This is a genomic window from Baekduia sp. Peel2402 (assembly GCF_052567285.1).
In genome coordinates this window covers 618,077-634,885 of sequence record NZ_CP199582.1, presented here as the reverse complement: position 1 = coordinate 634,885, position 16,809 = coordinate 618,077, and the positions used below count along the sequence as shown (strand labels likewise).

Genomic DNA, 16,809 nt, shown 5'->3' with positions numbered 1-16,809 from the left:
GAAGAGGGAGTGGGTCGGGTCGTGAGGACGCAGGTCGGGATCATCGGCGCGGGGCCGGCAGGGCTGGTGCTCGGCCGCCTGTTGGAGCTGCAAGGGATCGACACGGTGATCCTGGAAGCGCGCGATCGGGACTACGTGCAGCAGCGCGTCCGCGCCGGGGTCCTGGAGCAGAACACGGTCGACTTGCTGCGTGAGGCGGGCGTCGCGGAGCGGCTGGACCGCGAGGGCATCGTCCACCACGGCATCGAGCTGCGCTTCGACGGCGAAGGCCATCGCATTGCCATGAGCGACCTGACCGGCGGGCGCGCGATCTGGATCTACGGCCAGCAGGAGGTCGTCAAGGACCTCATCGAAGCGCGCGAGGCGAGCGGGCTGCCGCTGGAGTTCGAGTGCAGCGACGTTGAAGTGCATGATGTCGACGGCGACCGCCCGCGCATCACCTACACCTCGGCTACCGGTGAGGCCGTCGAGGTCGAGTGCGACGTCATCGCCGGCTGCGACGGCTTCCACGGCATCTGCCGTCCGGTCGTCGCTGAGGCGGGGGAGATGGTCATCGCCGAGCGCGAGTACCCCTTCGGCTGGCTCGGGATCCTCGCCGACGTCGCGCCATCGACCGACGAGTTGATCTACGCCTACCACGAGCGCGGCTTCGCGATGCACTCGCTGCGGTCGCCCACGCTCTCGCGGCTCTACCTCCAGGTCGACCCCGGCGACGACATCGCCAACTGGCCCGACGACCGCATCTGGCAGGAGCTGCACACGCGCTTCGAGGCGCCGGGCTGGTCGCTGACCGAAGGCCCGATCATCGAGAAGTCGATCACGCCGATGCGCTCGTTCGTGGCGGCGCCGATGCGCCGCGGCCGCCTCTTCCTCGCCGGCGACGCGGCGCACATCGTCCCGCCGACCGGCGCCAAGGGCCTCAACCTCGCGGTCAACGACGTCCGCGTCCTGGCCGACGCGCTCGTCGCCTTCTTCGCTCCGGGCGCCGCGCGTTCCGAGACCGGCCTGGACGCCTACTCCGACACCTGCCTGGACCGTGTCTGGCGCGTCCAGGACTTCTCCACCTACATGACCATGCTCCTGCACCGCCTCGGCGGCGACCCGTTCGACGACGGCCTCCAGCGCTCGCGGCTGCGCTATGCGACGAGCTCGGAGGCGGCGGCCAAGTCGCTGGCCGAGAACTACGTGGGCCTGCCCACGTAGGCAGTGACGTGCCTTAGTGCAGCACTTCGCCACGGGGAAGTGCTGCAAAAGGGATGCCGTACGCGCATAGGCGCGAGAAGATCAGAGATCTTGCGCAGTGCAGGGGCGATCCCATGTCTGGAACGCAGCCCCCGCCACCGCCGTACGACACCCCCGCGCCCGATCGCGATCCGCGCTTTCGGGTCTTGGGACCGACGCGCACGCCGTGGCGCGAGAGCGTGCTCTCGCGCCTGTCCGAGCTGCGCTTCCTGATCGCCTGGTTCAGCGACGAGGCCACGAACCCGCGCCGGAAGATCCCGGCCGATGCGCGTGATGCGATCAACGCGCACCTGACCGCCGCTGAGGACGCGGCGCTGCCGCCGTTGCGGTGGTCGCGTCGCGACGGCAAATGGCGGTTGCGCCGCGGCCGCCGGGCACCCGCCTTCGAACGCGCCAGCAGCCACCTCGACGCGGCGGAGATCTCGCTGCTGCGCGTCGCGCCGGACAGCTACGTGATCGGCCAGCTGCCGTCGCTGCTGGCCCAGGCGCGCACCCACCTGCCGCCCAGCGACCCGCGGTTGCAGCGCCTGGCGCGGCTGGCCGAGCGCTATCGCGGCGCTGGGAGCGTGCTGCCCGACGCTCAGGCCGCGACGGTGGAGCAGACGACGGCCGCGACCGGGGGCGGCCGGATCCAGCGAGCGCTGCGTGCGGCGGCCACGGGCACGTCCGCTCCGGCGGTCACGTGCTCGGAGGAGGCGCTGTGCGACGCCGATCGCGAGGCGATCCTGGCGTGCTATCGCGCCGCGATCGGGGAGAACCGCAAGCAGCTCAACCGCGTCCGCAACTTCAGCCTGATCCTGTACCTCACCGCGGTCGTGCTGACGGTGCTGGCGAGCGCTGTCGCGCTGGCGGGGATCGTCGACCAGCGGGTCATCCCCCTGTGCTTCCTGCCCAACGACACGACGCTCGTCTGCCCGGTCCACAGCCAGGACGACGCGAAGTTCCTCAACGCGCCGACCGAGCAGCCGCCACGACTCGACCAGGCGGAGATCGATCGAGCGCTGGACGACACGACGACCCGCTGGGACCTCGGGCTGGTCGAGCTGCTCGGCCTGATCGCGGCCGCCGTCGCGAGCGCGGCGGCGCTGCGTCGACTGGGAGGAACCTCGACGCCGTACCAGCTGCCGCTGGCGGCAGCGGTGCTGAAGCTCCCAACCGGCGCGTTGACCGCGGTGCTCGGGCTGCTGCTGATGCGCGGCGGCTTCGTGCCCGGCCTCTCGGATCTCGACAGCTCCGCGCAGATCCTCGCCTGGGCGGTGGTCTTCGGCTACGCCCAGGAGCTGTTCACGCGGATGATCGACACCAAGGCGCAGTCCGTGCTCAACGACGTCGGCTCACCCACCCAGACCAAGGCCCCGCAGGTCCAGGTGGGCGCCGATGTCGCCAGCACGGTCTGAGGTCCTCAGCGGCGCTTGAGCGTGACCGTTGCCGTCGCGCCGCCGCCCGCGACCTTCAACGTGATGGTCTTGGCCTTGCGCAGGGACTTCTTGGCCTTGGCGGTGAACTTGAGCGTGACCGTGGCGACGCCCTTCTTGTCGGCCTTGGCGGAGCCCTTGGCCACCACCTTGCCGGAGCGGGAGGCGGACAGCGCGACCTTCTTGGAGGCGGCGACGCCGGCGACCTTGATCTTGAAGCCGCGCTTGAGCGCCTGGGCGACGGTCACCTTGCCGGCGAGCGCGGCGCGGACGACGCGGCCGTCGCCGGCCGTGCCCTGGTTGGTGGTGTTGGTCGGCGTGCCGGTCGCCGGGGCGCCGGCGCGGTTGACCGTCTCGCAGTCGCGGTCGACGACGTCGTTGGCGTCGGCGTTGACGACGTCGGTGCCGAAGCCGCAGACGATCGAGTCGATCTCGCCGTCCTGGGCGTTGATGATGTCGTTGCCGTAGGGGTACTTGCACCACAACGGGCCGCAGTCGCCGGCCTTGAGGTCGCCCGAGATGTTGTCCTTGCCCGGGCCGCCGGTGATGACGTCGTCGCCAAAGCCGCCGTCGAGGTGGTCGTCGCCGGGCCCGCCGTCGAGCTTCTCCGCGCCGTCGGCGCCGTTGAGGTCGTCGTTGCCCAGCCCGCCGCGGATGTCGCCGGCGTTGGTGGCCTGGGCGACCTTGAGGTAGTCGTCGCCATCGGAGCCGACGTAGAGCGTCGGGCTCTGGGACAGCTTCAGCCGCTCGATCGAGCGCAGGTCGTCGTTCTCGCCCGGGCGGCCGTCGTCGGCGCCGCCGCCCATCGTGAACGAGATCGGCTTCTGGACCTCGAGCGAGCTGCCGGAGTAGTCGCTCTCGATCGTGTCGATCCCGGGGCCGCCGTCGACGACGTCGGCCATGAAGTCGGTGTGGTAGTCGGGCGTGATGATGTCGTTGCCGCCGCCGCCCTGGATCGTGTCGCGGTCCAGGCCGCCGTAGAGCTCGTCGTCACCCTCGCCGCCGTCGAGGACGTCGTCGCCCTTGAAGCCCTCGAGCTTGTCCTTGCCGGGACCGCCGTGGAGCTCGTCGTTGCCGTCGTCGCCGCGCAGCCAGTCGGCGCCGTCGCCGCCGTCGACGACCGCGTTGACGCTCAGCGCGCCGGAGTGGGCGAAGGAGTCATCGCCGTCGCCCAGCGCGACCGTCGCCGACGTGACGCCGACGCAGGTCGGGATCGTGCCGTCGTCCTGGGTGGTGCAGCCGGCGGGCATCGACGTGATCGGGACGCCGAAGGCGTAGAAGGTCGTCGACGAGGCGTCATCGGCGACCTGGAAGGACAGCGAGTTCTTCTCGCCCGGCGCAGCGGTGTAGGTGAAGTGGCCGGCGCCGTCGGAGCTGATCGTGGCAGCGTGGGTCGCGCCGGGGAGCGCGGCGGTTGCCAGCAGGGCGGCGGCGGTGGTGAGGAGGGTGGAGGAGCGCATGGGCGGCACTGTCGCCGCCCACGGCTCCGAGCACATCGGGGGACCCCCGCGAGGGCCCCCGGGTGCGGCTACCCGCCCTAGATCGGGTAGTGGCGACCGCCGTCCTGCACGGTCAGCCAGCGCAGCTCGGTGAACTCGTCCAGCGCGGCGTCGCCGCCGAAGCGGCCCCAGCCGGAGTCCTTGACGCCGCCGAACGGCATCTGGGGCTCGTCGTGGACGGTCGCGCCGTTGACGTGGACGATCCCGGACTGGATCTGGCGGGCCACGCCCTCAGCGCGCGCGACGTCGGTACTGAACACCGCGGCAGAGAGCCCGTAGTCGGTGTCGTTGGCGATCCGGATCGCGTCCTGCTCGTCGTCGGCGCTGATGACCGTGACGATCGGGCCGAAGGACTCCTCGGAGTAGATCCGCATCTCGGGCGTGACGCCCGCGACGATCGTCGGCGTGACCAGGAGGCCGTCGGCGTCGCCGCCGGTCAGGACGCTGGCGCCCTTGGCCACGGCGTCGTCCAGCAGTTCCTTAACGCGCGCTGCGGCGGCGGCGTTGACGACCGGGCCGATCATCGTGCCCTGATCGCGCGGGTCGCCGACGGTCAGGCCCTGGGCCTTGGCCACCAACTTGCTCGCCAGCGCGTCCTCGATCGACTTGTCGACCACGATCCGCTCGGTCGACATGCAGATCTGGCCGGAGTTCATGAACGCGCCGAAGTTGGCGGCGGCAGCCGCCTCGTCCAGGTCGGCGTCGTCGAGGACCACGAACGGCGCCTTGCCGCCGAGCTCCAGCAGCGTGCGCTTGAGGTGGGCGGCGGCCTTCTGGGCGATGATCTTGCCGACCTTCGTGCTGCCCGTGAAGTTAATGCGCTTGACCGCCGGGTGGGCGATCAGCGCCTCGACCACGTCGGCCGCGTCGGACGGCTGGTTGGTGATGAGGTTGATGACGCCCGCGGGGACGCCGGCGTCGTTGATGGCCTTGGCGATCGCGGCGTGCGTGCGCGGGCACTCCTCGGAGGCCTTCAAGACCACCGTGTTGCCGAACGCCAGCGGCGTGGCGACCGCGCGCGTGGCGAGGATGACCGGCGCGTTCCACGGCGCGATGCCGACGACGACGCCCACGGGCTGGCGGATGGCGCGCGCGTTGAGGCCCGGGACCTTGGACTCGATAGGCGTCTCGGCGTCGACGTTGCCGGCCAGCGAGCCGGCGTGGCGCAGCATCCCAGCGGCCAGGCCGACGTTGAACATGCCCCAGCCGAAGGTCGCGCCGCACTCGGCGGTCATCGTCGCGGCGATGTCCGGCGCGCGCTCGTCGAGGAGGTCGGCGGCCTTGTCGAGGTAGTTGGCGCGCTCCTGCGGCGCGGTCGCGGCCCACGCGGGAAAGGCCGCGGCGGCGGCATCGGCGGCCTTGGCGGCGTCGCTGGGATCGGCGGCGGCCGCCTCGGTCACGGGGTCGCCCGTGAACGGATCGGCCTTCTCGAACGTGCGGCCGCCATCGGCCGCGACCCACTCGCCGCCGATGAGCAGCGGCTGCTGCTCGGCGCTGACGGTGCTCATCAGACTGTCTTGCTCCCTGACCCGGATTGTCGAACTCGTTCGCATGGCGCACACGTGCGCGCCATGCGAACGACGTTGTCAGACGGCCTGCGATCAGTCAAGGGCGCCGGGCGCGCCCCGGGGCCTACAGCTTCTTCAGCAGCTTGATCGCGTCGGCCTCGTCGTCACCCGCGGCGTCGATCCGCTTGTTGAGGGTCACGAACGTCGACTTCAGCGACGCCTTGTCAGCGCCCGCGTTCACCTTGTCCAAGAGCTTCTGGTACTGGACGAGGCCGAGGTCGAACTCCCGGATCGCCGTGAGCATCTTCTTCTTGGCCGCGGCTGCCGTTGAGGTGTCGGTCTTGATCGGCGTCAGCGCGATCTTGAAGGCGTGCAGCCCGTCGCGGAACTTGCCGGTCGCCGACGACGCGGCGTTGGTGTCGGTGGCGGTCTCCAGCGCCTTGTCGGCCTTGGCCCATGACTTGGCGAGCGGGCTGACCCGCTTCTCGTGGCGGACGACGATCTTGATGAGCCCCTTGTCGGAGGCTTGGGCGGCGGGGGCGCCGACCAGTGCGGTGGACATGAAGGCTGCCACGGCGAAGGTCCCTGCTCTGCGCATCAGCGAGTCTCCTGTATTGGTGAAGGGAGGGGTGTTATGGCGGTGGTCATGTCCGTGTCCAAACCGCTTCAAACCGGCTGTTCGTGGCGCGTACAAACGCGCCAGATCGGTGTTTCAGCGGTGTGCGAGAAGGGGAAGCGAGCGGCCGTCTGGGTCAACGCAGTCCTGTGGGAGGAAACGTGCAACGACGGGGACGGACGGTCGCGATCGCGGGAGCGATAATCGCGACGAGCATGCTTGGTGGTGGGGCGGTGATCGCCGGGACCGGCGCCGGGGACGACGAGGCGCTCCAGCCGGCGCGCCAGCCGGCCAACGGGAACGTCGAGCGGCGTGTCGACCGGTTGTTGAGGCAGATGACGGTCGACGAGAAGCTGCAGCAGGTCCAGCTGCTGAGCGACGGGCAGATCACCGACGATGAGGCCAAGAAGGGCGTCGGCGGCGTGTTCTCGCTCACCGACCCGGCGAAGATCGACCACTTCCAGAAGGTCGCCGTCGAGCAGTCGCGGCTGCACATCCCGATCCTGTTTGCCTACGACACGATCCACGGTTACCGGACGACGTTCCCGGTGCCGCTGGCCGAGGCGGCGTCGTTCGATCCAACCGTCGCGGCTGACGACTTCCGGATCAGCGCGCGCGAGAGCGCGGCGGTCGGGATCAAGCAGATCTACGCCCCGATGGTGGACGTGAGCCACGAGCCGCGCTGGGGCCGGATCGTGGAGGGCAGCGGCGAGGACCCGTACCTGGGCTCGGTGATGGCGGCCACCAAGGTGCGCGCGGCGCAGGGCAACGACTATTCCGCCGCCGACAAGGTCGTCACGTCGGTGAAGCACTTCGTGGGCTACGGAGCGGCCGAGGGCGGGCGCGACTACAACACGACCGACATCAGCGAGCGCCGGTTGCGGGATCTCTTCCTGCCGCCGTTCAAGGCGGCGCTTGACGCGGGCAGCGACACGGTCATGTGCTCGTTCAACTCGCTGAACGGGTCGCCGGGCTGCGCCAACGCCCACACCATGACCGACATCTTGAAGGGCGAGTGGGGCTTCGACGGGTTCGTCGAGAGCGACTACACCGCGGTGTCGGAACTGCGGGCCTGCCCGCCGAAGAACCCGGACGAGGGCCCGTGCGGGCACGGCGTGGCGGCCGACGGGCCGAGCGCCGGCGCGCTGGCGCTGAACGCCGGAACCGACAGCGAGATGGTCTCGACCCACATCCGCGACAACGGCAAGCAGCTGCTGTCCACGGGCCAGATCTCGATGCGGCGGCTGGACGACGCGGTGCGGCGGATCCTGCGCGTGAAGTTCCGCGCGGGGCTGTTCGAGCACCCGTACGCCGACCAGACCAAGATCGCCGAGAACACGCTGACGGCCGCCGACCGCGCGGACGCCCGCAAGGCCGTGGGCAAGTCGGTGGTGTTGCTGCGCAACGAGGGCGGCGTCCTGCCGCTTGACGCGTCGAAGTCCGTCGCGGTCATCGGCCCGCTCGGCGACGACCAGCACGACATGCTCGGGCCGTGGTGGGGCCAGGGCAAGGACGAGGACGCGGTGAGCCTGCTCACGGGCGTCAAGGCGCAAGCGCCGGCGACGACGTTCGCCGAGGGCTGCAAGATGGTCGACGCGGACCTCTACAAGCCGGAGAACGAGTGCCCGGACGACAGCGGCTTCGCGGCCGCGGTCAGCGCGGCTGAGGGCGCCGATCAGGTCGTGGTCGCGCTGGGCGAGGTCCGCGGGCAGGGCGGCGAGGCCGAGGTGCGGTCGAAGATCGACCTGCCGGGCCAGCAGCTGGCGTTGTTGAAGGCGATCAAGGCCACCGGCAAGAAGGTGACCGTGGTGTTGTTCAACTCGCGGCCACTGGACCTGACCGACGTGGTGGCCAACTCCGACGCGATCATCGAGGCCTGGTTCCCGGGCATCGAGGCGGGCAACGGGCTGGCCGACGTGCTGTTCGGCACGGTCAACCCGGGCGGCAAGCTGCCGGTCAGCTTCCCGCGCAGCGTCGGCCAGGTGCCGATCTATTACAACCACGAGCCCACGGGCCGTCCGTGTGACACGACGCAGAAGTACAACTCGCGCTACCGCGACATCGACTCCTGCGATCCGCTGTACGAGTTCGGCTACGGGTTGTCCTACACGACGTTCAAGTTCGCCAACTTGTCGTTGTCGAGCAAGACGTTGCGAGGGCGCGGGGACAGCGTGAAGGTGTCCGTTGACGTGACGAACACCGGCTCCCGCGCCGGCGACGAGGTCGCGCAGTTGTACATCCACGACCCCGTGGCGTCTCTGTCTCAGCCGGTCCGCCGCCTGCGCGGCTTCCAGCGCGTGTCACTGGACGCCGGTCAGACCAAGACGGTGACGTTCCGCCTGGACGCGTCCGACATCGGGTTCTACGACGACGGCGGCAAGTTCATCGTGGAGCCCGGCTCCATCGACGTCTACGCGGGCGACTCCTCCAAGGCCGACCTGACGGACACCTTCACCGTCACCGGCCGCTCCCGCGGCTAGATCCTGTCCCACCGGACGGCGGGGCGCACACCCTTTCCTTCGCGCCCCGCCGTCCACCTGTCCGCCGCGGCGGAAGTGGTACCGCCACTCCCGGATCTTGCGGGCGAAGGCCGTCAGCAACTGCCGGAACTTGGCTGCTTAGGCATTTTGAGTCCTGAGATATGCAATATCTGACGTTGATCGGGCAGTGCTGGCCGCGAAGGGTGGCCGGCCGTGGGGGAACCGGTCTGGGAGTTCGAAGTCGACTTGAAGGCGTTGCGCAAGCAGCGCGGGATGACTCAGGAGCAGGTGGCGCTGGCGGCCGGGATCACGCAGTCGCACTACAGCCTGATCGAGCGGGGGCTGATCTCACCGACGATGCGCACGGTGCAGAAGCTCGCCGACGCGCTCGAGGTGGACTTCCGGGAGCTGCTGCCGGGGCTGTGAGGGGCCTCAGCGGACGGTGATGGTCTTCTTGGTGGCCTTGCCGCCGGCGGGCGTGATCGTCACGCGATAGGTGCCGCGGCGCAGCCTGGGCTTGGGCAAGCTGATGTGGTTGGTCCCGGCGATGGCGCTGACGGTCTTGCGGTAGACGCGGACGAACGCGGTGCACGTCCGGCCGCGGCGGGCGGACGCCGAGCAGCGGCCGTTGCGCTGGCGTCCGGTCGTGCGGCGCTCGACGAGCACGGTCACGCGTCCGGCGCGGGAGGTGGCGAAGCCGATGGTGCCGGTGGTCAGCGAGACCTTGGCGATCGTCGCGGCGGCGGACGACGGGCCGTTCGGGCCGCCCGCCGGCGGCGAGGGCGTCGGGCCACCGGACGGCGGGGCCGGTGGCGGAGGCGCGTCCGGGACGCTGGTCGTGAAGCTGCGGTCCTCGCCGTCCGACCGGCCCCAGCGGTTGGTCACTACCAGCCGGTAGTGGACGAGCGTGCCCGCCGGGTAGCCGGTGAGCGCGGCGCTGACGGGCACGGCCGCGTTCTGGCCGCCGAGCGGCGCGGCCGCGGTTTGCGAGCCGTAGGCGGCGGTCGGGCCGTACTCGAAGAACCAGGTGGAGCGCGCGCCGCCGGTAGCCGCGCTGCCGGCGGCCGTCGCGCCGCTGCCGGTCACACCGGTCGCCGCGCCGGTCTGGGCCGTCGGTGCGACCGTGCGCTCGTCGTCGCCGATGTCGGGCGCCGCGCCGTAGGTCCGGGCGTCGCCGTCGACGTCGATGCCGTTCGGGGCGGCCCCGGCGGGCGTCCCGGCGTCGACGGTGCCGACGCTCTCGGACACCCCGGCGCCGTAGTCGTTGCGGGTGAAGAGCACCAGCGGCTGGCTGAGGGTGATGTCGCCGCCCTCGGCGACCCGCTCCCCGTTGCACGGGGGCAGCGGGGCGAACAGGTTGTGCGAGCTGTGCACGATGACGCCGCTCTGGCAGGAGAGCGGGCCGGCGACCAGCGTGTTGCGCAGGTCGATTCGCGCGGTGGCCGGGGCGAAGCTGCGGAACGCCAGGGCGGTCCCGGTCGACGAGGCGAACGTGGAGCTGCGGATGTCCAGCCCGCCGTTGGCGATCCAGCGGGCGTCGCCCGCCGCGCCCGAGCCGTGCTGGTAACAGTTGACGTTCTGGATCGTCCCGGTGGTTCCGTCCATGTTGGTGATGAACGAGCAGATCGCCTGCGTGGTGACCCCGGACGCGGTGACGTTCTCCAGGTCGCCGCCGACGTCGAGGAAGATGCCGAACTCCCTGTTCAGGTTCCGCAGGACGAGGTTCTGCACCGCGGCGTGGAAGCCCGACAGCCCCAGGTTCGCGCCGCTGCCGCCGCTGGGCGCGAGCTGGAAGTCGAGCACCGGCCGGTTGGTCGGATCGGTCCCGCGCACGCGGATGTCGTAGCCGCTGAGGTTCTGCGTCAGGTTGTAGGTGCCGGGAGCGATCGTGACGACGTCGCCGCTGGCGGAGCCCTGCATGGCGTCGGGCAGCGAGCACGGCGCGGCGGCGCTGCACGCAGAACCCGCGCCGGACACGCTCGCGAACCGCTCCGCCGCCGTCGAGGTCGAGGCGAACGCCAGCGAGCAGAGGACCAGCAGGACGGCCGAGGAGCGACGCATTGATCGAAGGCTAAACCCGGTGGGAGCGCTTGCGCCAAAGCGGACCTCCACAGAGGTCGAGGTCGCGCGGCGTGGGGCGTGCCCTTGAAATCCGGATACCAACGAGTATCCTGACGCCCTGTCAAGGCTGGTACGCATGTGTACCAGCGTGGGTCGAAACGAGACGGGCGGCGGATGGGCACCATCAACGGGCAGACGGCGGTCATCACCGGAGCGGGTTCCGGCATCGGGCAGGCGGTCGCGCGGCGGCTGGCCAAGCACGGGTGTCCGGTCGTGCTTGCGGACTGGAACGAGGATGGGCTGAACGACACGGCCGCCTCGATCTCGGGACCGACGCTGGTCAAGAAGCTCGACGTGCGCGACCGGCAGGGCCAGATGGCGCTGGCCGCCGAGGTCAAGGAGTGGGCGCCGTCGCCGATCGGCCTGGTGTTCAACAACGCGGGCGTGACCGTGCTGCAGGGTGTCGCGGACGCCTCGCCGGAGGACGACCAGTGGGTCTGGGACGTCAACTTCCACGGCGTCACCAACGGCGTCACCGCGTTCCTGCCGATCCTGCTGGAGCAGGGCTCCGGCGTGATCGCCAACACGTCGTCGGTCTTCGGGCTGGTCGGCTTCCCGCACCAGTCCGCCTACTGCGCGTCGAAGTTCGCGGTCCGCGGTTACACCGAGGCGCTGCGGCAGGAGCTGAAGGGCACCGGCGTGCGCGCGGTCGTCGTTCACCCGGGCGGCGTGAAGACCAACATCGTGGCCAACGCCCGGTTCCGCAGCGACTTCCGCGGCGACCACCAGGACGTCGACTCGGCCGCGCGGGAGTTCGCGACGATCGCCCGCACGACGCCGGACCGGGCGGCCAAGATCATCCACGAGGGCATCGAGAAGGGGCGCTCGCGGATCCGGATCGGCCCCGACGCGGTCTTCCTCGACCTGCTCGTGCGGATCGCGCCGACCAAGTACTTCGACATCATCGAGCGCCTCGAGGGCGTGGTGAGGAGGGGATCGTGATGAGCGCCACCGCCACCGACACCGCCGTGGTCGACGGGCTTCCGCCCGGGCCGACCGCCCCGATGCCGTTGCAGACGCTGGGCATCATGGTGCGCCAGCGCCCGTACCTGGAGCGCCAGCGCCGCAAGCACGGCGGGATCTTCTCCATCAACCTGCTCGGCCTTGGCCGCATGGTCGTGCTGTCGGATCCGGAGCTGATCAAGCACACGTTCATGGCGCCGCCCGACGTCCTGCACGCGGGCTCGCGCTCGCCGCTGCGCAAGGTGCTGGGCGACAACTCGCTGCTCGGCATCGACGAGGACCATCACATGGAGCAGCGCAAGCTCCTCCTGCCGCCGTTCAAGGGCCAGCGGATGAAGGCCTACGAGCCGCTGATCGAGGAGATCGCCAACGCCGAGATCGACCGCTGGCCGGTCAACCAGGAGTTCGCGACCACCAAGACGATGACGACGATCACGCTGCGGGCGATCCTGCGCGCGGTCTTCGGCGCGACCGGCGCGACGATGCACGAGTTGGAGGCGTTGCTCCCGCGCTGGACCGAGATGGGGCAGTCGCTCTCCCGTTTCCCGCAGATTCACAAGGACCTCGGTCCGCTGTCGCCGTGGGGCAAGTTCGTGCGCTTGCGCGCCAAGGTGGACAAGATCCTCGACGAGCTGATCGACCAGACCAAGCGCGACCCGGACCTCACCGAGCGACCCGATGTCCTTGCCTTGATGGTCCAGGCACGGCGCGAGGACGGCTCGGAGCTCTCCAACGCGGAGATCCGCGACCAGCTCGTCACGATGCTCGCCGCCGGCCACGAGACGACGTCGCACACGCTGTCGTGGGCGATCGAGCGCTTGCGCCGCCACCCGGAGGTCCTTGCGCGCTTGCAGACCGAGGCACGCGAGGGCGGCAAGGAGCTGCGCGAGGCCACCATCTTGGAGGTCCAGCGCATGCGTCCGGTGATCTCCTTCGCCGGCCGCCACACGATGAAGCCCTTCGAGGTCGGCGGTTACCGCCTGCCGCGCGGGGTCCTGATCGGCCTGAGCGCCGGGCTCACGCACTACGACCCGACGCTGTTCCCGAACCCGGATCGCTTCGACCCGGACCGCTTCATCGGCGTGCGGCCCGGCACCTACTCGTGGATCCCGTTCGGCGGCGGCCGGCGCCGTTGCATCGGCGCGACGTTCGCGTCGATGGAGCTCGACGTCGTGCTGCGGCTGATCCTGCAGCGCGTCGAGCTCGTGCCGACGACCGCGCCCGACGAGAAGTGGCACTTCAAGGGCGTCGCGTGGTCCCCGAAGGAGGGCGGCCGAGCGCTGATCACGGAGATCCGCGCGCCGCAGGCCGCACCGCGCGAGGAGCCCGAGGTCGCGCAGGCGGCGTGAGCGCCACCCAGCCCACAACGTCCTCGCTGCTGCCCGAGCCCGAGGCGGTCGTCGGCTTCCGCGATCGTCTGCTGCTCGCGATGGCCGCGGCGATCCGCGAGCAGGGCTCGTTCAAGCCGGTGACGGTCGCCGAGGTCGTCCGCCACGCGCGGACGTCGCGGCGGACGTTCTATCAGCACTTCGACGACCGCGAGTCGTGCTTCCTGGCGCTCTTCGACGTCGTCTCCGCGCGGCTGTTGGAGGCGATCGCCGACGCGGCGACCGGCGACGGCCCGTTCGCCGAGCGCGTCGACCGCGCGGTCGCCGCCTACCTCGGCGCGCTCGCCGCCGAGCCCGTCCTGACGCGCGCCTGCATCCAGGAGACGCAGTCGCTCGGGCCCGACGGCATGGCGCGCCACCGCGCGATGAACGAGCGCTGGGGCCAGCAGATCACGCGCCTGGTCGAGGAGGCGCGCGGGCACGACGACACGCTGCGCCCGCTGCCGCTCGAGGTCGCCACCATCATCACCGGCGGCTACCGCGACCTCGTGCTGGCGGCCCTCGACCAGGGCCGTGACCTGACCGAGCTGCAGGACGTCGCGGTCGACGTCCTGCGCCGGATCACGCTGCGCTGACCACCTGGCGCGTCGCGACGTTCAGCCGGTTCCACAGGTTGATGACGCCGATCGACAGGACGATCGACGCGAGCTGCTGCTCGTCGAAGTGCTCGGCCGCGGCGTCGTAGATCTCGTCCGGGACCGGCTCGGCGGCGTCCGCGATCCGGGTGAGCGCCTCGGTCAGCGCGAGCGCCGCGCGCTCGGGCTCGCTGAAGTACGGCGTCTCGCGCCACGCGGAGACGGCGAACACGCGCGCTTCGGGCTCGCCGGCCGCGCGCAGCGCCTTGGCGTGCATGTCCACGCACACCGCGCAGCCGTTGATCTGGCTGGCGCGCAGGTTCAGCAGCTCCGGCGAGAAGCCGAGGTCGGCGCGGCCGGCCACCTTGGAGACGCCGAGCAGCGCGGGGAGCGCGCCGTCGAGCGCGAGCGCCGGGTTGGCCATGCGGGGGAGGAGGAGAGGGGTCGTCGACATGGTGGGGTTGCTCCTTGTCACATCGTGAGGTCGGGGTTGGTCTCAATGGCATGACCGACGCCGCGAGGAGAATGTGACCGCGATGGACGAGACGGACCTCCTGGCCGAGCGCTTTGAGTCCCACCGCACCCGGCTGCACGCCGTGGCGCAGCGGATGCTGGGCTCGGCGGCGGAGGCCGACGACGCGCTGCAGGAGGCGTGGCTGCGCACCAGCCGTGCGAGCCGCGATGACGTCGACGACCTCGGCGCGTGGCTGACGACCGTCGTCTCGCGGGTCTGCCTCAACATGATGGACTCGCGCAAGCGGCGACGCGAGGAGGCGTTGGGCGAGCAGGACCGGCTGCCGGATCCGACGGTCGTGGTGGTCGGCGGCGGCGCGGATGCGGGCGCGCCCGAGGAGCAGGCGCTGGTGGCCGACGCGGTCGGCGGCGCGTTGTTGGTGGTCTTGGATCAGCTCTCGCCGCCCGAGCGCCTGGCGTTCGTCCTGCACGATCTGTTCGGCCTCTCCTTCGAGGAGATCGCGCCGATCGTGGAGCGCACGCCGGCCGCGGCGCGGCAGCTCGCATCGCGAGCGCGCCGGCGGGTGCGCGGTGCGGAGCCGCCCGCGGCGGACTTCAAGCGCCGCCGTGCGATCGTCGACGCCTACCTGGCCGCCGCGCGCGAAGGCGACTTCGACGGACTGTTGAACGTGTTGGCGCCGGACGTCGTCCTGCGGGTGGACGCTGGGGGCGGCGAGCCGTTGCGCATCGTCCGCGGCGCGGAGGCCGTGGCGGGCAGCGCCACGGTGGGTGCTCGCTCCGGGACGAGCGCCGGGCGCGCGGTGCGCCCCGCGCTGATCGACGGCACGCCCGGCGCGGTCGTCTTCGAGGCCGACGGGACGCCGGCGGTGATCCTCGCGTTCGCGGTCGAGGGCGAGCAGGTCACGGGGGTCGACATCACGCTCGACCCGGAGCGGGTGGTGGCGGCGGTGGGCCGCGGCTGATGGCCGGCGGCTCAGGACGCCAAGTGCAGCTTGCTGCCGCGCTTGCCGTAGACCAGCGGTGGCGCGGCGTCGGCGACGATCTTGCCGCCGCGCCAGCGGTAGTGCACCACCTTGGTCTTCGAGGGGCAACAGAACGGGTCGTCGCCCGAGTAGGCGCCGTACTTGACGTTGATCGCGTGGCCGGAACCCGTGACGCGCAGGTGCAGCTGCAGGTGATCGGACGCCCAGCCGAGGAAGCGCGCGCCGCGGAAGAGCAGGACGGCCTGACCGGTGCCGTCGCCGGAGTCGGCGAGGACCATCCCGAACGCGGTGATCGTCGAGCCGTCGCTGCCGCGCGCGATCGCCTTCGGGCCGGTGAGCGCGAAGCGGCGCTTGCCGAGCGTGCCGTCGACGACGTAGGAGCGGTGCGCGTAGGACTGGGCGACCGCGCGCGAAGGGCCCGCGGCGTTGGCGGCGGGCGCGGCGGCGGTCAGGGCGGTGGCGGCGAGCGCCGCGGCGGCGAGCGCAGGGCGGGCGAGGGCGGGGCGGACCGTGGACATGCACGCTCCATACCCGCCCACGCGCGCCTCAGTCCAGGTCCGGCCCGCGGTAGACGACCCGCCGCCGACGATGGTTGCGAGCAAATCGTCGGCTGTGCGGTGCTGACCGCAACGAGGTCTACGGTCCGCAACCGATGAGGAGACGCCGATGCTGACCACCGCCGTCGCAATCCTGTCCGCGATCGCACTACTGTTGCCGGGCTTCGTCGTGGCAGAGTTGAGCGTTGCACGCTCAGCGCGTGGTTCGCGCAGCGACCTCGAGCTGGCCCTGCGATCGTTGTGCTACACGTTGATCATCCATGTCGTCTTCGGCTTCTGGACCGTGCACCTTGTCTCGACCGTTGGGCCGCCGGAGGACTGGACCGATCACTGGGGCGCTTTGACCGCCTATGGCGTAGTCGTTCTGATCGGAGTCCCCGGGATGGTTGGCGCCGCCTTGAACCGATATCTCGCGAATGTGGAAGCGCAAGACGGACCACCGAACCTGTTCGCTGCCGCGTTTGGGGCAGGCGAAGCGCGGGACGCGTTCGACTTCGCCTACCAGCGTTGGCGGAAGGACGGCGGGTACGTGATCGTGGAGTTGGTCGGACACACTCAGGAGCAGCAGCGGCTGGTGGGTGGCATCTACGGTCGCGGGTCTGCAGTGGGGCAGACACCCTCGCCTCACGATGTGTATCTGGAAAGCCTGTGCACGGTTGTGACAGATGACGACGGTATTCGCTCGCTCGCGGCGCGGATTGACCCTCCCCGCGGCGTCTACATCGCGGCGTCGCAGATCGCGCGTATCGACCTGTTGCCGGCTGACGCGTCAGGTACCCTGAGCGCATGAGCAAGTCCGACAACGTGCGTCTCCAAGAGGGCGCACTCAGCGCGCTCAAGACCCCGACGACGCCGCCGGCGCCGTCGAAGCTCGTGCCGCTTTCGCCCTCAGCCAGCAAGAAGGCGTGAGCGCTGCACCTCCGCGCAGCGACGGGCGAAGCGAGAAGCGCGGGTCCCAGAGCCCTCGGGACTCGCCCTCTCAGCCGCC

General features: G+C 70.7%; 16 protein-coding genes. 10 read left to right on the top strand and 6 right to left on the bottom strand.

Features of this window, described 5'->3' with window-relative positions:
• Positions 1–21: 21 nt before the first annotated feature.
• Both ACT01A_RS03125 and ACT01A_RS03120 read left to right on the top strand, forming a co-directional pair.
• Positions 22–1,203 (top strand): 4-hydroxybenzoate 3-monooxygenase, encoded by a 1,182-nt coding sequence (locus ACT01A_RS03125; protein ID WP_445150786.1) that lies wholly within the window; start codon positions 22–24, stop codon positions 1,201–1,203.
• Between the two features lie 185 nt (positions 1,204–1,388).
• Positions 1,389–2,639, top strand: a complete 1,251-nt coding sequence (locus tag ACT01A_RS03120) for a hypothetical protein (RefSeq protein WP_445150785.1) — start codon at positions 1,389–1,391, stop codon at positions 2,637–2,639.
• 5 nt (positions 2,640–2,644) lie between these two features.
• Here ACT01A_RS03120 and ACT01A_RS03115 read toward each other — a convergent pair whose 3' ends face one another.
• From ACT01A_RS03115 to ACT01A_RS03105, 3 genes are all read right to left on the bottom strand, one after another.
• Entirely contained in the window at positions 2,645–4,117 is a 1,473-nt protein-coding gene (locus ACT01A_RS03115) for a hypothetical protein (protein ID WP_445150784.1), read from the bottom strand.
• A 77-nt stretch (positions 4,118–4,194) separates the two neighbouring features.
• On the bottom strand, positions 4,195–5,664 hold the full coding sequence (locus ACT01A_RS03110) for an aldehyde dehydrogenase (protein WP_445150783.1): 1,470 nt from the start codon (positions 5,662–5,664) through the stop codon (positions 4,195–4,197).
• Between the two features lie 124 nt (positions 5,665–5,788).
• Entirely contained in the window at positions 5,789–6,262 is a 474-nt protein-coding gene (locus ACT01A_RS03105) for a hypothetical protein (protein WP_445150782.1), read from the bottom strand.
• 251 nt (positions 6,263–6,513) lie between these two features.
• On the opposite strand from ACT01A_RS03105, the gene bglX reads away from it, so the two are divergent.
• Complete coding sequence (gene bglX / locus ACT01A_RS03100) at positions 6,514–8,760, top strand: beta-glucosidase BglX (RefSeq protein WP_445150781.1); 2,247 nt, start codon at positions 6,514–6,516, stop codon at positions 8,758–8,760.
• Positions 8,761–8,973: 213 nt separating this feature from the next.
• Positions 8,974–9,186 (top strand): helix-turn-helix domain-containing protein, encoded by a 213-nt coding sequence (locus ACT01A_RS03095; protein ID WP_445150780.1) that lies wholly within the window; start codon positions 8,974–8,976, stop codon positions 9,184–9,186.
• A 6-nt stretch (positions 9,187–9,192) separates the two neighbouring features.
• On the opposite strand, the gene ACT01A_RS03090 is transcribed toward ACT01A_RS03095, so the two are convergent.
• Positions 9,193–10,821 carry a hypothetical protein gene (locus ACT01A_RS03090; RefSeq protein WP_445150779.1) on the bottom strand — a complete coding sequence of 543 codons (1,629 nt, stop codon included), beginning with the start codon at positions 10,819–10,821 and terminating at the stop codon, positions 9,193–9,195.
• Positions 10,822–10,995: 174 nt separating this feature from the next.
• On the opposite strand from ACT01A_RS03090, the gene ACT01A_RS03085 reads away from it, so the two are divergent.
• From ACT01A_RS03085 to ACT01A_RS03075, 3 genes are read left to right on the top strand one after another with little or no spacing between them, the layout of a single operon-like run.
• Entirely contained in the window at positions 10,996–11,823 is an 828-nt protein-coding gene (locus tag ACT01A_RS03085) for an SDR family NAD(P)-dependent oxidoreductase (RefSeq protein WP_445150778.1), read from the top strand.
• Positions 11,823–13,193, top strand: a complete 1,371-nt coding sequence (locus ACT01A_RS03080; RefSeq protein WP_445150777.1) for a cytochrome P450 — start codon at positions 11,823–11,825, stop codon at positions 13,191–13,193. Before ACT01A_RS03085 ends, ACT01A_RS03080 begins: the two co-directional genes overlap by 1 nt.
• On the top strand, positions 13,190–13,807 hold the full coding sequence (locus tag ACT01A_RS03075) for a TetR/AcrR family transcriptional regulator (protein WP_445150776.1): 618 nt from the start codon (positions 13,190–13,192) through the stop codon (positions 13,805–13,807). Before ACT01A_RS03080 ends, ACT01A_RS03075 begins: the two co-directional genes overlap by 4 nt.
• Here the strand turns inward: ACT01A_RS03075 and ACT01A_RS03070 are convergent.
• On the bottom strand, positions 13,794–14,261 hold the full coding sequence (locus ACT01A_RS03070; RefSeq protein ID WP_445150775.1) for a carboxymuconolactone decarboxylase family protein: 468 nt from the start codon (positions 14,259–14,261) through the stop codon (positions 13,794–13,796). The two genes, ACT01A_RS03075 and ACT01A_RS03070, sit on opposite strands and share 14 nt — an antisense overlap.
• 82 nt (positions 14,262–14,343) lie before the next feature.
• On the opposite strand from ACT01A_RS03070, the gene ACT01A_RS03065 reads away from it, so the two are divergent.
• The gene (locus tag ACT01A_RS03065) at positions 14,344–15,243 is read left to right on the top strand and encodes a sigma-70 family RNA polymerase sigma factor (protein ID WP_445150774.1); all 900 of its coding nucleotides are present in this window, start codon (positions 14,344–14,346) and stop codon (positions 15,241–15,243) included.
• An 11-nt stretch (positions 15,244–15,254) separates the two neighbouring features.
• Here the strand turns inward: ACT01A_RS03065 and ACT01A_RS03060 are convergent, their stop codons facing one another.
• A complete protein-coding gene (locus tag ACT01A_RS03060; protein ID WP_445150773.1) occupies positions 15,255–15,782 on the bottom strand; it encodes an LppP/LprE family lipoprotein in 528 nt (175 codons plus the stop codon).
• 148 nt (positions 15,783–15,930) lie between these two features.
• Here ACT01A_RS03060 and ACT01A_RS03055 point away from each other — a divergent pair, with 148 nt between their 5' ends.
• Both ACT01A_RS03055 and ACT01A_RS03050 read left to right on the top strand, forming a co-directional pair.
• Positions 15,931–16,611 (top strand): DUF6338 family protein, encoded by a 681-nt coding sequence (locus ACT01A_RS03055; protein ID WP_445150772.1) that lies wholly within the window; start codon positions 15,931–15,933, stop codon positions 16,609–16,611.
• A complete protein-coding gene (locus ACT01A_RS03050; RefSeq protein WP_445150771.1) occupies positions 16,608–16,730 on the top strand; it encodes a hypothetical protein in 123 nt (40 codons plus the stop codon). Before ACT01A_RS03055 ends, ACT01A_RS03050 begins: the two co-directional genes overlap by 4 nt.
• Positions 16,731–16,809 lie beyond the last annotated feature (79 nt).

Excerpts from the sequence above, each read along its gene's own strand:
- ACT01A_RS03110 (WP_445150783.1), bottom strand. The coding sequence starts at position 5,664 with ATGAGCACCGTCAGCGCCGAGCAGCAGCCGCTGCTCATCGGCGGCGAG.
- ACT01A_RS03105 (WP_445150782.1), bottom strand. The coding sequence starts at position 6,262 with ATGCGCAGAGCAGGGACCTTCGCCGTGGCAGCCTTCATGTCCACCGCA.
- ACT01A_RS03070 (WP_445150775.1), bottom strand. The coding sequence starts at position 14,261 with ATGTCGACGACCCCTCTCCTCCTCCCCCGCATGGCCAACCCGGCGCTC.
- ACT01A_RS03115 (WP_445150784.1), bottom strand. The coding sequence starts at position 4,117 with ATGCGCTCCTCCACCCTCCTCACCACCGCCGCCGCCCTGCTGGCAACC.
- ACT01A_RS03065 (WP_445150774.1), top strand. The coding sequence starts at position 14,344 with ATGGACGAGACGGACCTCCTGGCCGAGCGCTTTGAGTCCCACCGCACC.
- ACT01A_RS03055 (WP_445150772.1), top strand. The coding sequence starts at position 15,931 with ATGCTGACCACCGCCGTCGCAATCCTGTCCGCGATCGCACTACTGTTG.
- ACT01A_RS03085 (WP_445150778.1), top strand. The coding sequence starts at position 10,996 with ATGGGCACCATCAACGGGCAGACGGCGGTCATCACCGGAGCGGGTTCC.
- ACT01A_RS03050 (WP_445150771.1), top strand. The coding sequence starts at position 16,608 with ATGAGCAAGTCCGACAACGTGCGTCTCCAAGAGGGCGCACTCAGCGCG.
- ACT01A_RS03060 (WP_445150773.1), bottom strand. The coding sequence starts at position 15,782 with ATGTCCACGGTCCGCCCCGCCCTCGCCCGCCCTGCGCTCGCCGCCGCG.
- ACT01A_RS03090 (WP_445150779.1), bottom strand. The coding sequence starts at position 10,821 with ATGCGTCGCTCCTCGGCCGTCCTGCTGGTCCTCTGCTCGCTGGCGTTC.
- ACT01A_RS03080 (WP_445150777.1), top strand. The coding sequence starts at position 11,823 with ATGAGCGCCACCGCCACCGACACCGCCGTGGTCGACGGGCTTCCGCCC.